The sequence below is a fragment of the Streptomyces sp. NPDC052052 genome, assembly GCF_040680455.1.
Taxonomy (GTDB): domain Bacteria; phylum Actinomycetota; class Actinomycetes; order Streptomycetales; family Streptomycetaceae; genus Streptomyces.
In genome coordinates this window covers 132,165-145,681 of sequence record NZ_JBFAWU010000018.1, presented here as the reverse complement: position 1 = coordinate 145,681, position 13,517 = coordinate 132,165, and the positions used below count along the sequence as shown (strand labels likewise).

Sequence of the window (13,517 nt, the reverse complement as noted above, 5' to 3'; positions counted from 1 at the left end):
TGCACCTCGGAGCATAGGCATTGCCGGTAGCGTGATCGTCTGCCGCATGGAATGTCCATGTGTCCGGCCGGCCCGTGCGGGGGATTCCGGCGGCGAGCGATGGGACCGTGATGAGCAAACTGACCAAGCCCGGAATTGAGGTTCCGGAGGGGGACGCGCCCACCGAGCTGACGATCCGGGACCTCGTGGTGGGGGACGGACCCGAGGCGCAGCCGGGCAGGGTCGTCCAGGTTCACTATGTAGGGGTCACGTTCGCGTCCGGAAGGGAGTTCGACTCCTCCTGGGAGCGGGACCGGCCGTTCAAGTTCGCCGTGGGCGGTGGCAGGGTCATCAAGGGCTGGGACCGGGGAGTGAGGGGAATGAAGGTCGGCGGCCGGCGCGAGATCATCGTTCCCCCACGTCTCGGTTACGGCAAGCAGTCGCCGTCTCCGTCGATCCCGGCAGGCTCGACGCTGATCTTCGTCGTGGACCTGCTCACGGTCGTTGGCGGGCCGCCGGAGCGAGGCCCGGCTTGACCGGCTCGGCCTGAACTGGCGCTCCTGGGAGGGCGTTAAGTCCGCCCCTGATAGCGGCCGCGTCCGGGTTGTTCGAGGAGTCCTTGGCGGACGAGACGTCCCAGACGGGAGCGGGTGACGTCGATCGAGGGCTCGTCGGTGGGCAGGCCGAGGTGCTCGTACAGATCGCGGACGCGGAACACCTTCCCGGGGTGCTCGTTGAACGTGTGGGGCTCAAATACAGGATGGCAGAACACACAGCCGAAGCCGTCCTCGCGCACGACGTTGCGCTTCTGGGGCGCTTTGCTGCCGGGCCGTAAGGTGCGCCGTGAGGTAGACGCTCAGAGAAAGGCATGACCATGGGGGACGTGCAGTTGGCGTGGCAGCGATTGGTGCACTGGCTGGAGACGAATGCACCGACGACTGCGTCATCGATCCTTGCTCCCGCTCCGCCGGCAGCGATCGCTGCGGCTGAGGAGCGCATGTGCGTCGTTTTCCCGGTCGAGCTTCGGACGTGGCTTCAGGCATCCGGGGCCGACAGTGGCCCGGAGGGGGTCACGGAGGGGGTCGTGCCCGGCAACCGCGATTTGCTGGGACTCGCGGCCATGGAGCGGACGTACCACTTCAAGATGGAGATCGAGCGCGACGACCCGTCCGACGATCCGGAGTTTCCCTTCTGGCATGAACAGTGGATTCCGATCATCTCGGACGACGACGCTTGTTATGGCAAGTTTCTGGATGTGCGTAGCGGTCAGATCGGTTCATTCGGCGATGGGGATGCGCCATCCTTCGGAGTTCACGAGTCACTGACCGTTCTGTTCAGCGAGACGGTCGTCCTCATGGAGCAGATTTCTGCGGGGGTGCAGGGCGCAACTGGACGTGTTCAGGGCGGCAGGCTGATCTGGGACTGCTGATCGGCGTACGCACGTAGGCCCGCGGTGCCGACCGACACCACGGGCCACTGCTGCTTCTGCTGTGCTACTGCGGCTTGGCTGCGTCGATCCGGTCCTGGTCGCCGTCAATGACTGCACTGCTTTGGCTCTCTCACCGCGATTTGAACCTTCGCAGCACCGTTCGAGATCCACTTCCGATACACGGCCCAGTGCCGTAGCAGGCAACGTTTGCCCTGTTGTGACGTGACGCGTCGCCTGATTGCTGTGCCGGGCGGCGCGTGGCCGTCATCCTGGCTGGGTTGCGGAACGAGTACAGGTACGCGAGATCGACGATGACGAGGGCAGACGGCTGATAGGGATCACCGCAGGGGCACCGGATCGGTGGTGACCTGGCGGCGGGCCCAGATGGTCCTGCTGTCCGCGCAGGGCACACCGGTGGCGAAGATCGCCGAAGTGCCGTTCACCAGTGATGACCGGGTCCGAGACGTGATCCACAACTTCAACGCCGATGGATTCGCCTCGCTGTGTGCTAGGCATTGTTTCTCGGATCATGTTCGGAGCCAGATCAGGAGGGCCGCGAGGGTGACGGTGCCGAGGTAGATGTAGGCGCGTTTCTCGTAGCGGGTGGCGACAGAGCGGAAGCCCTTGAGGCGGTTGATGGCCCGTTCGACGGTGTTGCGTTCCTTGTAGCTTTCGCTGTCGAATCCGTTGGGCCGGCCGCCTCGGGAGCCTCGGTTCCTGCGATCCCGAGCTTCCAGCCCTCGGCATAGCGTTCAATCGCTCAGGCGAGAGGTCGCCACGACTCCTCCTGCGCGGGATCGAGTCGGCTACCCCACACCAGCACCCCATCGACAAGACCGGGCTTGTCACGCGTGGACAGAGCCGGGGTTTCGAGCATGTCTGCAACGTCTTCCAAGTAGGTGGCCAGCGTGTCGATTTCGTCGCCGGAGTCCTCGTTGTAACGGGACCAGCGACCTAGGTATCCCGTCGCAGCGTCCAGGTACAGACCCGATGTCCGGTCGGTCACTCCGTAGGAGAGCACCGGAATCCAGGTGGACTTCCACACGGTGATCCGGTCCGGCTCGGGGCGGTGCGAGTTGAGGGAGTCCTGGTGTGTTTGTGAGTCCATCTGCTGCCCGTAGAAGGTGGCGACTGTGTCCAAGGGCATCAATGCCTGGTTTCCGGGCAGGCATCCCGCCCCGTCGACTCCGTCGTCCCCTGCAGCGAGTGACCACAGGGCGCGTAGGTCGGCGGGAATCTGAATGCCAAGGTCATGCCCCAGAGCTGCGACGGTGGTGTCGTTCGCGCCGGCGCGCAGCGCATTGAAGGAGTCGGGGGCGTGGTCCTGGAGCCAGCCAGCGACGCGCCGCCAGGCATCTTCTACCTCCCGCGCCATGACCTCGTTGGCGGCCTGGGGCGGCCGGTCCCGGGTGTGGCTGGTGGGGGCGGCGGCGGGAACCGCGTTCACATACTGCACCCTGATCCGGTCCGCCTCGCAGACGTAGCCGACGGTCAGAGTGGGACAGTCCTCGAAGAGGTCGCCGTCGACAGTCACGGCGAGAACGTCCGGCTCGCCGCTCGGCTGCCCCGTGTCCGGGTCGTCGGCCAACTGACCAGCCAGGACCTTCAGGGCATAGGGGACCCCTGCCCCGAATTCGGAGGCGGCGGCTCGTATCTGCAAGGGGATCTCGACTTCCACGGCCTGATTCTCCTTAAAATCGGTCCGACGGCCGACACTCCACACGCTAAGGGCTCGCAGAGAATCAACATGCTGGTTTGATCTCCGTGGGGCTGCTGTTTGCGAGGAACGCGGTGACGTCAGCAGGTGTCCGGAACCTGGCTGTCGAGGGTGGAATGGTGCGGCCGTGCTCGGCGAGGAGGGGCTGGACTTGGTGAACGGCCCTGGTGAGGGTGCTGCCGTTGACCCCGAAGAGCCGGGCGAGCCGGTCTCGGGTGCCGAGTTTGCACAGGTAGAGCACGGTGGCCAGCACTCTGTCCGCAGTGGTCAGCCTGTCCTTGGCCCCCGCACCGCGAGCGCGGATGCTTTCGCCTCCTGTACGGCCGCGACAGGAGAATGCGCCCGATGAACGGTGCCCTTCCCGTCGCCTCAGCCGATAGGAGAGAACGGGATCGGCCCACCCGCCAAGCCGACGGCTAGCACTCCAGCAGGACTTTGCAGCCTGACCTGCGAGTTTCGCTGGGCGGCTGGAGTGTAGCGGGACTCCGATCGTGCGGGGCGGTCTCACGGAGACCGCCCCTCGATCGTGCGACAGCGCCGCTGGTAATGACAGCGGCGGGCGACTGCTTGGCGTCGGCGACGCCAGTTCGACCAGCTCAGCGCGTGGTGTAGTCCTCGGTGTCCACTCAGGTGCGGGGACCGGGCACGACAAGCTGCCAGGAGTCGCCGAACCTCCGCCACTGTGAGCTCGATGGCCCCGGCCGTCCCACCTGTTCCACCCCCTTTTCCCAGGACTGGCGTGCTGTGGCGGCCAGGAAGGCGTGCGCAAGCATGGCCAGAGTGACGTGCCGATACCAGCCCACGTAGCGGCGTACTTCGTACTGGTCCAGGCCGCATTCGTTCTTCGCGGCCTGGAAGCACTCCTCGATCGCCCAGCGCGCTCCGGCGACCCGCACCAACTCCTGGACAGTGACCTGAAGGGGCGTGTAGGCGAGGTCGTAGGCGATCTCGTCGGGCTTGCTGATGCTGCGCCGGGTCAGTGCCCACCGCATCCGGTGGGGGACCGCGCCCTGATAGTCGAACTCGGCGACGGCCGGCAGCCGCACCGCTGCCCGGTGGTAGACGCGGGGCCCCTTCGCACCGTCGCCGCATGAGATCTTCTCCCACGCTTCGTCCGGGGCCTGCGCGAACAGAACCTCGATGCACGAACAGCCCACGCTGAACTGGGACTTGGGGATGGCAGGCACGTAGCCGACACCCGGCTGTTCCAACAGCCGACGGAATCGGTTGTCCTGACCGCAGGCGGAATCCGCAGTCACCCAGGCGATGGGCAGCAGCGATGCTACGGCCCGCAGCACCATGTGCCGGGCCAGTTCGCCCTTGGTGGCGAACTCCCGCTCATCGGGGACCCTCGCGGTGCGGCAGCGTTCCCGGTCCTCGGTCCAGGACTTCGGAAGATAAAGCTCGCGGTCGACCAGGGCCCGGCCGCGAGCGGAGGCGTAGGCGGCGAAGACGCCGATCTGGCAGTTCTCGGTGCGGCCGGCGGTGCCGGAGTACTGACGCTCCGCCGTAGGGACGTTCGATCGCATATGGGGCCGTACCGTGCAAGATTCTCTCCGTTCCCGCACGCATGGTAGGGAGAATCGGCGGCACGGCCCTCGGGGGCGATCTTGGTCAGCTGAGGAAACTCAGACGAACCTGCCTGTTGCCTTTGGACATGTTCGTGTCGACCAGACATACCGACTGCCACGTCCCCAGCTCCAGCCGGCCCTCGATCACCGGCAGTGTCGCGTGCGGTGGGACGAGGGCGGGCAGCACGTGGTCACGACCGTGTCCGGGACTTCCGTGGCGGTGCTGCCAGCGGTCGTCGCAGGGCAGCAGGGTGTGAAGGGCGGCCAGGAGGTCCTCGTCGCTGCCGGAGCCGGTTTCGAGGAGGGCGATACCGGCGGTTGCATGCGGGACGAAGATGTTGAGCAGGCCATCTGCGCCGGCTGCGGTCCGGGCGAGGAACTGTTCGCACTCACATGTCAGATCGGTGACGGTCTCGGTCGATCCGGTGGTGATGTGCAGGACGCTGGTGGTGAAGGCATGCGGCATGTGTCCATCCTCTCGCTCATCCGCCGAGGCCGCGCGTCCACGTGCCGAGACACCGTTGACCGCTCCTGTCGTGGATCGCTACGTTCGGCGCCATGTTGCTTTCAGCTCTGCTCACTTCGCGCGGTCACATCGACCTGCTGCGGGTGGCTTCCGCCGCGTGTCGTCGCGGCTGCTGACGGCCTCTCATCTTCTGTTCCGGCCGGTGATCGGGCCTTCTGCCCGCCCTTATTCGCCGCCGCACGGGCCGATGCGTATGCGCCTCGGCACACTCCACCTCGTCGACCGCGCGTCGTAACCGCTGGGCCGTAACGGCAACGGCGCTTCCGCGTGTGGCAGAGGTGCGCCTTCCTCCTGCCCATGGACCGCCCGAGGAGTCCTCATGGCCATCGGTCACGCCCTGCCTCCGCCGGATATATCACTTGATTCCGATACACGCTCTGCACCGCCCACGGATCGACCTCTCGCTCTGGAGCCGGTCGTCCCTGCCTCCACCCGGGGTGGGCGTCTACGGGCGGTACCCCGCTGGATCCGCCGCACCACCGGACCACTGCTGCTTCTCTTGCTGTGGCAGTTGCTCAGCGCCACCGGGGTGCTGCACCCCGATGTTCTCGCCTCACCCGGCACCATCGGCCGCGCCGGGGCCGATCTGACAGCGGACGGAACGCTGCCCGCCGCGATGGTGATCTCGTTGCAGCGCGTGGCTGCGGGGCTGCTGATCGGGGGCGTCGTCGGCACGGCGCTTGCGCTGGTCTCCGGGCTCTCGCGACTGGGCGAGGACCTGGTGGACGCGAGCGTCCAGATGCTGCGCACGGTTCCCTGGGTCGGACTGATCCCTCTGTTCATCATCTGGCTCGGGATCGGTGAAGCCCCGAAAGTGGCACTCATCGCGCTCGGTGTGGCCTTTCACCTGTATCTCAACGTGTACGCGGGCATTCGCGGCGTCGATCCCCAACTCGTCGAGGCCGGAGAGTCGTTGGGACTCGGCCGGTGGGGACTGATTCGACATGTGGTGCTGCCCGGCGCTCTCCCCGGGGCCATGACGGGGCTGCGTTACTCACTGGCCACCGCCTGGCTGGCGCTCGTCTTCGGCGAGTCCGTCAACGCCGATGCCGGGATCGGCTTCCTGATGAACCAGGCCCGCGAGTTCTTCCGCACCGACGTCATCGTCGTCTGCCTGGTCGTCTACGCCTTCCTCGGCCTCACCGCCGACGCCATCGTCCGCACACTCGAAAGGCTGCTCCTGCAATGGCGACCGACCTTCACCGGACAGTGACCCGTCCCGCTCCGGACGACCGGACCGGAGCCGCGGTGCGGGTCGAGGGGCTGACCCGTTCCTTCGGAGGCAGAGCCGTTGTCGCCGGGCTCGATCTCACCCTGCGCGCCGGCGAGTTCACCGCTCTGCTCGGGCGGAGCGGCTGCGGGAAGTCGACCCTGCTACGGATACTGGCCGGGCTGGACCGCGAGATCGAGGGCACCGTGTTCGTACCGAAGCGGCGCGCTGTCGCCTTTCAGGCACCTCGGCTCATGCCGTGGAAGCGGGTCTGGCGCAATGTACTGCTGGGGCTGCCCGGAAAGCCCGAACGAGCGGTCGCGGAGCGCGCGTTGGCCGAGGTCGGGCTGGCGGAGCGGTCCGGGGCCTGGCCCAGGACCCTCTCCGGGGGTGAGGCGCAGCGCGCCTCGCTGGCTCGGGCGCTGGTGCGTGAGCCCGATCTGCTGCTGCTCGACGAACCGTTCGGTGCGCTCGACGCGTTGACCCGGATCAGGGCCCAGCAGCTGGTGGCCGAGCTCTGGCAGCAGCGCGGCTGCGCCGTGCTGCTCGTCACCCACGATGTGGACGAGGCGCTGCTGCTGGCCGACCGTGCACTGGTGATGCGCGACGGGGCGATCGCCTACGAGACGCCCGTCGCCCTGGAGCGGCCGCGCGACGTGGGCAGCGCCGGGTTCGCGGCGCTGCGCTCCCGGCTGCTGACGGAGCTGGGTGTCCGAGGTGCCCCCGCACCCGCCGAAGCCGCCTGAACGGCGCCCCGCACCCCGCCGGTTCCCGACGCGCACCGAGAACTCCTGCCGATCGGGATCCGGTGCACCCCGAACCTCCCGGACACCTGATGAGAGAGAAAGCCATGAGAAGCCGTACCCTGTCCGCCCTGCTCCTCCCCCTCGCCATGCTGCTGGCCGCCTGCGGCGGAGCCACGTCCGCCGCCCCCACGGACCACACCGACGGAAAAGGCGAGACCACCCTCACCATCGGTGACCAGAAGGGTGGTTACGAGGCGATCCTGCGCGCCTCCGGCCGTCTGGACGACCTCGACTACCGGATCCGATGGTCGACCTTCACCTCGGGTCCGCCTCTGTTGGAGGCGGTCAGCGCCGGCGCCGTGGACATCGGTGGAGTCGGCAACACCCCACCGGTCTTCGCCGCGGGTTCCGACTCCAGGATCACCGTGGTGGGAGCCAGCCACGGCTCGTCCGCCGGCGAGGCGATCGTGGTACCGAAGGACTCGCCGCTGCGCGGTCCCGCACAGCTCAAGGGGCGGACGATCGCGGTCGCACAGGGCAGTTCGGCCCACTACCAGCTGATCACCGCGTTGAAGAAGGCGGGACTTCGCATCACGGACGTGAAGCTCGCCTATCTTCAGCCCGCCGATGCGCTGGCCGCGTTCAACCGGGGCAGGGTCGACGCCTGGGCCATCTGGGATCCGTACACCTCGCAGGTGCTCCGCAGCACGAGGGCCCGGGTGCTGACCACCGGCGAAGGCGTGGTGAACGGCCTCAGCTTCCAGGTGGCCTCACCTGCCGCGCTGAAGGACGACCGGAAGTCCAAGGCCATCGGTGACCTGCTGCACCGTCTGCAGCAGGCGCAGGACTGGGTCTTCGAGCACCCGGAGGCCTGGGCGAAGGTCTGGGCGAAGGAGACCGGGCTGTCGTACGAAGTGGCCCTGGATGCGGTCAGACGCAGTTACGGAACCCGGGTGCCCGTCGCCGTCGATCCTGCCGCGATCGCCTCCGAGCAGGCGATCGCCGACACGTTCGCCCATCTGAAGCTCATTCCTCGGCACTTCGCCTTCGAGGACTACGTCGACACCCGGTTCAACCGTGATCTTCCCCCGTCCTCCGCAGCTCCCCGTTCCTATGGAAAGGCCTCCTCATGAATGTTCATCTGCACTGGTTCCTGCCCACCGGCGGTGACGGCCGTACGCTCGTCGACCGTCACGCGTACACCGATGGCGGGATCAAACGGGACCGGATCACTCCGGTGAGCGGGGTGCGCGCGCCCGACATCGAGTATCTGGCACAGATCGCCAAGGCCGCCGAGCAGCTGGGGTTCGAGGCGGTGCTGACGCCGACCGGGACCTGGTGCGAGGATGCCTGGCTGACGACCGCGGCCCTGGCTCAGCACACCGAGCGGCTGAAGTTCCTGGTGGCGTTCCGGCCGGGTGTGATCTCGCCGGTGCTCGCCGCGCAGATGGCCGCGACGTACCAGCGGATCACCCGGGGGCGGCTGCTGCTCAATGTGGTGACGGGCGGTGACTCCACGGAGCAGCGTCGCTTCGGTGACCATCTGGACCACGACCGGCGCTATGCGCGGACCGCCGAGTTCCTCTCGGTGGTACGCGGTGCGTGGGGCGGTCGGCCCTTCGACTTCGACGGTGAGCACTACCGGGTGGAGGGCGGGCTGACCGCGCTGCCGCCGGATCCCCTGCCCGGCATCTTCTTCGGTGGGTCTTCTGCCGCGGCCGGACCGGTGGCCGCCGCGCACGCCGATGTCTATCTGACCTGGGGCGAGCCACCGGCCGCGGTGAAGGAGAAGATCGACTGGATCCGGGGGCTGGCCGAGGAGCAGGGCCGTACGGTCCGCTTCGGTATCCGGCTGCACACCATTTCCCGTGACTCCTCGCGGGAGGCGTGGGCGACGGCCGATCGGCTGCTGGGCGATCTCGACTCCGAGACGATCGCCGCAGCTCAGCAGGCTCTGGGACGGAGTGAGTCGGTCGGGCAACAGCGCATGCTGGCGCTGCACGGTGGCTCGCGCGACAGGTTGGAGATCGCACCGAACCTCTGGGCCGGTGTCGGTCTGGTGCGGGGCGGTGCGGGCACTGCCCTGGTCGGGAGCCACACCGAGGTGGCCGACCGGATCGAGGAGTACCACGCGTTGGGTGTGGAGCACTTCGTGCTGTCCGGATATCCGCATCTGGAGGAGGCGTACTGGTTCGGTGAGGGCGTGCGGCCCGAGCTGGCAGCACGGGGTCTGCTGTCGGACGTACCGGTGCGGACTGGAGGACTGCCCGTCGCGAACGGACGGTCGGCCTCCGCTCCCGGCGGGGCCCCCTTGCTGATCGCCGGCGGTCGCTGAGCCGGATGGCGCGGTGCGCCGGATGAAGCGGTGCGCCGGGCCCCGACGGCCGGCCTGGGCGACGGAGCCGCAACGGAACGGGGGAAGATCTCCGACCACGAAGAAGTTGGTAGAAGTGTGAACAACTTCGGAGTGGCCGCAGCGCGCATCGTCGATGTCGTCGTCGTGGGCGCCGGGCAGGCAGGACTGTCCGGCGCCTACCACCTGCGGCGCGTCGGTCTGGAACCCGACCGCGACTTCGTCGTACTCGACCACGCTCCGCGCCCCGGCGGCGCCTGGCAGTTCCGCTGGCCCTCGCTGACGTACGGCAAGGTCCATGGCATGCACGCGCTGCCGGGCATGGAACTCACCGGGGCCGATGAGAGCCGCCCCTCGTCCGAGGTGATCGGCAAGTACTTCGACGTCTACGAGCGCACCTTCGACCTGCGGGTCCATCGGCCGGTCGAGGTCGCCGCCGTACGTGAGGGCCATGGCGGGCGGCTGCTCGTCGAGACGTCCGAGGGTGCGTACGCCACCCGCGCCCTGATCAACGCCACCGGCACCTGGGACCGGCCGTTCTGGCCGCGCTATCCGGGCCAGGAGAGCTTTCGGGGGCGGCAGCTGCACACCGCGAACTATTCGGGGCCCGCCGAGTTCGCCGGGCAGCGCGTGGTGGTGGTCGGCGGCGGCGCCTCGGGGACGCAGCACCTGATGGAGATCGCCGAAGTGGCGGCAGGGACCTACTGGGTCACCCGCCGGCCGCCGGTCTTCCGGGAAGGCCCCTTCGACACGGACCAGGGCCGGGCCGCCGTGGCGATGGTGGCGGAGCGGGTGCGGCACGGGCTGCCGCCGCAGAGTGTCGTGAGCGTGACCGGGCTGCCGCTCACCGATGCGATCCGACGGGCACGCGCGGAAGGGGTGCTCGACCGGCTGCCGATGTTCGACCGGATCACAGCGACCGGGGTCGCATGGGAGGACGGCCGGACCGTCGAGGCGGATGTCATCCTCTGGGCGACCGGATTCCGCGCCGCCATCGATCACCTCGCACCGCTGAAGCTGCGCGAGCCGGGCGGCGGCATCCGGGTCGAGGGCACACAGGCAGTAAGGGACGAACGGGTCCACCTGGTCGGGTACGGGCCGTCCGCCAGCACGATCGGCGCCAACCGGGCCGGGCGGACCGCAGTGCGTGCGATCACACGGCTGTTGGACAGGGCCGGGGTGGATGCGGCCGAGGTGGAGGGGACCGGTGAACCGGTGTCGGCCGCGAGCTCGTGATCAGAACACACGAACACGGGATCGGGTGTTCGCTGGAACGCGTGATCGTTTCACTGATCGCTTCTCAACACCGCTGTGCTGATTGATGATTTCAGGGCGCAAGCGTCGGGCTGCAGACCGCGACTGCGCCGTCCCACTTTGCACCGTGTACGAGGAGACAAACCGAATGAACGTCATCACCAGCCTGCTCGCCGGCATCGTCCACTTCGTGGGTTGGCTCGTCTGACCATCGCTTCACCCGTCTGACCATTGCTTCGCCCGACGCCGTCGCCCCCCGTCCCACGGGAGCGGCGGCGTCGCCGCGTGTACGCCGCCCGGCGTGGCCTGCGGGACGGTCCCGTCGATCAGTCCGACACAGTCGCGGGGGCCAGTTGGCTGTCCCGCCGGACCAGGGCTGCATAGCGGCCGTCCTGCTGGATGAGTTCATCATGGGTGCCGCGCTCGACGGTTCGGCCGCCGTCCAGGACGACGATCTGGTCCGCGTCACGGACCGTGGAGAGCCGGTGGGCGATGGTGATGGTGGTGCGTCCGGCGGAGAGTGCGTCGATCGCTCCCTGCACCGCGGCCTCCGTACGGGTGTCGAGGGCGCTGGTGGCCTCGTCGAGCACCAGGACGGGCGGATCGCGCAGGATCGTGCGGGCGATGGCGAGGCGCTGCTTCTCGCCGCCCGAGAAGCGGTAGCCGCGTTCGCCGACCAGAGTGTCGTAGCGATCGGGCAGGGAGGCGATGTGATCGTGGATCTGCGCCGCACGAGCGGCCGCCTCGATCTCGGCGTCGGTCGCGTCCGGCTTGGCGAAGCGCAGGTTGTCCGCGACCGAAGCATGGAAGAGATACGTCTCCTGGGAGACCACACCCACGGCGCGTGCCAGCGTGTCGAAGTCCAGATCGCGTACGTCGACGCCGTCGAGCGTGACCCTGCCGCCGGTGACGTCATAGAGCCTGGGCACCAGATAGCTGAGCGTGGACTTGCCGGATCCGGTCGGTCCGACGACCGCCAGACTTCCTCCCGCCGGGACGGTCAGATCGATGCCGCTGAGGGTCGGGCCGCTCTTCTCGTCGTAACTGAAGTCGACATCCTCGAAGCGGATCTCGCCGCGGACCTTCTCCAGACGGACGGGGTTCTCGGGTTCGGTGATGTCCACATGGAGATCGAGGTACTCGAAGATCCGCTGGAAGAGCGCGAGGGACGTCTGCATCTGCACCCCGGTGGAGAGCAGGCTCACAGCGGGCCGGAAGAGGCCCTGCTGGAGCGAGACGAAGGCGACGAGCGTGCCGATGGAGACGGCGGGGCCGCCGGACTGCAGGGCCAGACCCGCTGCCCAGTAGATGACGGCGGGCATGGCTGCCATGACGATGCCGATCGTCGACATCCGCCACCGTCCGGCCATGCTCGAGCGCACTTCGAGGTCGACCAGCTTCTCGGACTCCTCGGCGAAGCCCTTGGTGAGGGAGTCGGACCGGCCCATCGTCCGGCCCAGCAGGATTCCGCTGACGGAGAGCGACTCGGTGACCGTGGCCGCCATGGCGGCCATCTGTTTCTGGCGCCGGGTGGTGATCTTCTTGCGCTCGCGGCCGACCCGGCGGCTGATCCAGACGAAGACCGGAAGCAGCAGGAGCGAGACGAGCGTGAGCCGCCAGTCGAGCGCCAGCATGGCGACGACCGTGGCGACGACCGCGGTGAGGTTGGAGACCAGCGAGGTCGCCGTGGAGGTGACGGTCGCCTGCATGCCGCCGATGTCGTTGGCGATGCGGGACTGCACCTCGCCGGTGCGGGTCCGGGTGAAGAAGGCCAGGGGCATCCGCTGGAGCTGGGCATAGACCGCGGTGCGCAGGTCGTGCATGACGCGTTGGCCGACCGTGGTGGAGATCAGGGTCTGCAGCACACCGAAGACGCTGGTCATCACGGCGGTGAGGATCATCCCGAGGGCGAGCAGCGACAACAGTCCCGTACGCCCCTGAGGGATGGCGGTGTCCAGGATTTCGCGCAGCAGGAACGGGGAGGCGACCGCCACCAGTGACGAAGCGCCGACGAGCAGTCCCACCAGGGCCAGCCGACCTCGGTAGGGACGGAAGAGGCGCAGGATGCGGCGCAGCTCGGCGGGCGGGCGGCTGCCGTCCCGGGGCGGGGGGGTCCAGTTGATTTCGTCGGGTTTCATGGGCTCCTTCGTCGAACGTGCGACATCTCGGCGGAACGGGCGCTTCGGCCCGCGAGCGGGGCTCACGGATCGAGACCTTTGAGAGCATAGCTCACTGTTACCTATGTTCACAATGCAGAATGTCCTGATATGGTTCGAGCATGGACTCCTCCGACGCCGATGGCGTGCTCGCCGAACAGTTGCTGCGGGTGACCCGCAGGCTCCAGCGGATCCAGAGCCGCCAGATGGAGCCGATCGGCATCACACCCGCGCAGTTCCGGCTGCTCCGCACCGTCGCCCATTACGACGGCGCACCCCGGATGGCCGACCTCGCTCAGCGCCTGGATGTCGTGCCGCGAGCCGTCACCAGCCTGGTCGACGGCCTCGAGGCGAGCGGCCGGGTGCGTCGTGCTCCCGATCCGGACAGCCGCCGCGTGGTCCGTATCGAGATCACCGAAGAAGGCCTCGCCACCCTCGGATCCCTGCGCGACGCGCGCAGAGCCGCCGCAGAGGAGATCCTGGCTCCATTGACCGCCGAACAGCGGGAGGTGCTCGGCGGGCTGCTGTCCGCCCTCGTCAATGGAATGCCGGAGCGCCCATGCTGAACCCGTGCGC

General features: G+C 68.0%; 14 protein-coding genes and 3 pseudogenes. 10 read left to right on the top strand and 7 right to left on the bottom strand.

The features are described 5' to 3' along the window. Positions 1-110: 110 nt before the first annotated feature. A complete protein-coding gene (locus tag AB0L71_RS22365) occupies positions 111-515 on the top strand; it encodes an FKBP-type peptidyl-prolyl cis-trans isomerase (protein WP_365245661.1) in 405 nt (134 codons plus the stop codon). 35 nt (positions 516-550) lie between these two features. On the opposite strand, the gene AB0L71_RS22360 is transcribed toward AB0L71_RS22365, so the two are convergent. Beyond that, positions 551-775 carry a type IV toxin-antitoxin system AbiEi family antitoxin domain-containing protein gene (locus tag AB0L71_RS22360; RefSeq protein ID WP_365245658.1) on the bottom strand — a complete coding sequence of 75 codons (225 nt, stop codon included), beginning with the start codon at positions 773-775 and terminating at the stop codon, positions 551-553. A gap of 72 nt (positions 776-847) precedes the next feature. On the opposite strand from AB0L71_RS22360, the gene AB0L71_RS22355 reads away from it, so the two are divergent. Further along, positions 848-1,408: an SMI1/KNR4 family protein gene (locus AB0L71_RS22355; RefSeq protein ID WP_365245655.1), complete on the top strand. Its 561-nt coding sequence runs from the start codon at positions 848-850 to the stop codon at positions 1,406-1,408. A gap of 241 nt (positions 1,409-1,649) precedes the next feature. Continuing rightward, a pseudogene (locus tag AB0L71_RS22350) lies at positions 1,650-1,924 on the top strand (helix-turn-helix domain-containing protein); the annotation flags it as partial. Between the two features lie 11 nt (positions 1,925-1,935). On the opposite strand, the pseudogene AB0L71_RS22345 reads toward AB0L71_RS22350, so the two are convergent. From AB0L71_RS22345 to AB0L71_RS22325, 5 genes and pseudogenes are all read right to left on the bottom strand, one after another. Then, a pseudogene (locus AB0L71_RS22345) lies at positions 1,936-2,130 on the bottom strand (transposase); the annotation flags it as partial. 38 nt (positions 2,131-2,168) lie between these two features. Beyond that, positions 2,169-3,086 carry a hypothetical protein gene (locus AB0L71_RS22340; protein ID WP_365245652.1) on the bottom strand — a complete coding sequence of 306 codons (918 nt, stop codon included), beginning with the start codon at positions 3,084-3,086 and terminating at the stop codon, positions 2,169-2,171. A 64-nt stretch (positions 3,087-3,150) separates the two neighbouring features. After that, positions 3,151-3,441, bottom strand: a pseudogene (locus AB0L71_RS22335) (transposase family protein); the annotation flags it as partial. Between the two features lie 310 nt (positions 3,442-3,751). Next, complete coding sequence (locus AB0L71_RS22330) at positions 3,752-4,654, bottom strand: IS701 family transposase (protein ID WP_365245649.1); 903 nt, start codon at positions 4,652-4,654, stop codon at positions 3,752-3,754. Between the two features lie 85 nt (positions 4,655-4,739). Continuing rightward, positions 4,740-5,162 (bottom strand): YjbQ family protein, encoded by a 423-nt coding sequence (locus AB0L71_RS22325; protein WP_365245646.1) that lies wholly within the window; start codon positions 5,160-5,162, stop codon positions 4,740-4,742. A gap of 92 nt (positions 5,163-5,254) precedes the next feature. On the opposite strand from AB0L71_RS22325, the gene AB0L71_RS22320 reads away from it, so the two are divergent. From AB0L71_RS22320 to AB0L71_RS22295, 6 genes are all read left to right on the top strand, one after another. After that, positions 5,255-5,338 (top strand): putative leader peptide, encoded by an 84-nt coding sequence (locus tag AB0L71_RS22320; protein ID WP_365245742.1) that lies wholly within the window; start codon positions 5,255-5,257, stop codon positions 5,336-5,338. A gap of 203 nt (positions 5,339-5,541) precedes the next feature. Next, positions 5,542-6,435 carry an ABC transporter permease gene (locus AB0L71_RS22315; RefSeq protein ID WP_365245643.1) on the top strand — a complete coding sequence of 298 codons (894 nt, stop codon included), beginning with the start codon at positions 5,542-5,544 and terminating at the stop codon, positions 6,433-6,435. Further along, positions 6,408-7,178, top strand: a complete 771-nt coding sequence (locus AB0L71_RS22310) for an ABC transporter ATP-binding protein (RefSeq protein ID WP_365245640.1) — start codon at positions 6,408-6,410, stop codon at positions 7,176-7,178. Before AB0L71_RS22315 ends, AB0L71_RS22310 begins: the two co-directional genes overlap by 28 nt. A gap of 104 nt (positions 7,179-7,282) precedes the next feature. Further along, positions 7,283-8,311 (top strand): ABC transporter substrate-binding protein, encoded by a 1,029-nt coding sequence (locus tag AB0L71_RS22305; protein ID WP_365245637.1) that lies wholly within the window; start codon positions 7,283-7,285, stop codon positions 8,309-8,311. Further along, complete coding sequence (locus AB0L71_RS22300; RefSeq protein ID WP_365245634.1) at positions 8,308-9,513, top strand: LLM class flavin-dependent oxidoreductase; 1,206 nt, start codon at positions 8,308-8,310, stop codon at positions 9,511-9,513. Before AB0L71_RS22305 ends, AB0L71_RS22300 begins: the two co-directional genes overlap by 4 nt. A 117-nt stretch (positions 9,514-9,630) precedes the next feature. Continuing rightward, on the top strand, positions 9,631-10,767 hold the full coding sequence (locus AB0L71_RS22295; RefSeq protein WP_365245631.1) for an NAD(P)-binding domain-containing protein: 1,137 nt from the start codon (positions 9,631-9,633) through the stop codon (positions 10,765-10,767). A 344-nt stretch (positions 10,768-11,111) separates the two neighbouring features. On the opposite strand, the gene AB0L71_RS22290 is transcribed toward AB0L71_RS22295, so the two are convergent. Further along, entirely contained in the window at positions 11,112-12,923 is a 1,812-nt protein-coding gene (locus tag AB0L71_RS22290; protein WP_365245628.1) for an ABC transporter ATP-binding protein, read from the bottom strand. Positions 12,924-13,063: 140 nt separating this feature from the next. Between AB0L71_RS22290 and AB0L71_RS22285 the strand changes: the two genes are divergently transcribed. Continuing rightward, on the top strand, positions 13,064-13,507 hold the full coding sequence (locus AB0L71_RS22285; protein ID WP_365245625.1) for a MarR family transcriptional regulator: 444 nt from the start codon (positions 13,064-13,066) through the stop codon (positions 13,505-13,507). The last annotated feature ends 10 nt before the right edge of the window (positions 13,508-13,517 follow it).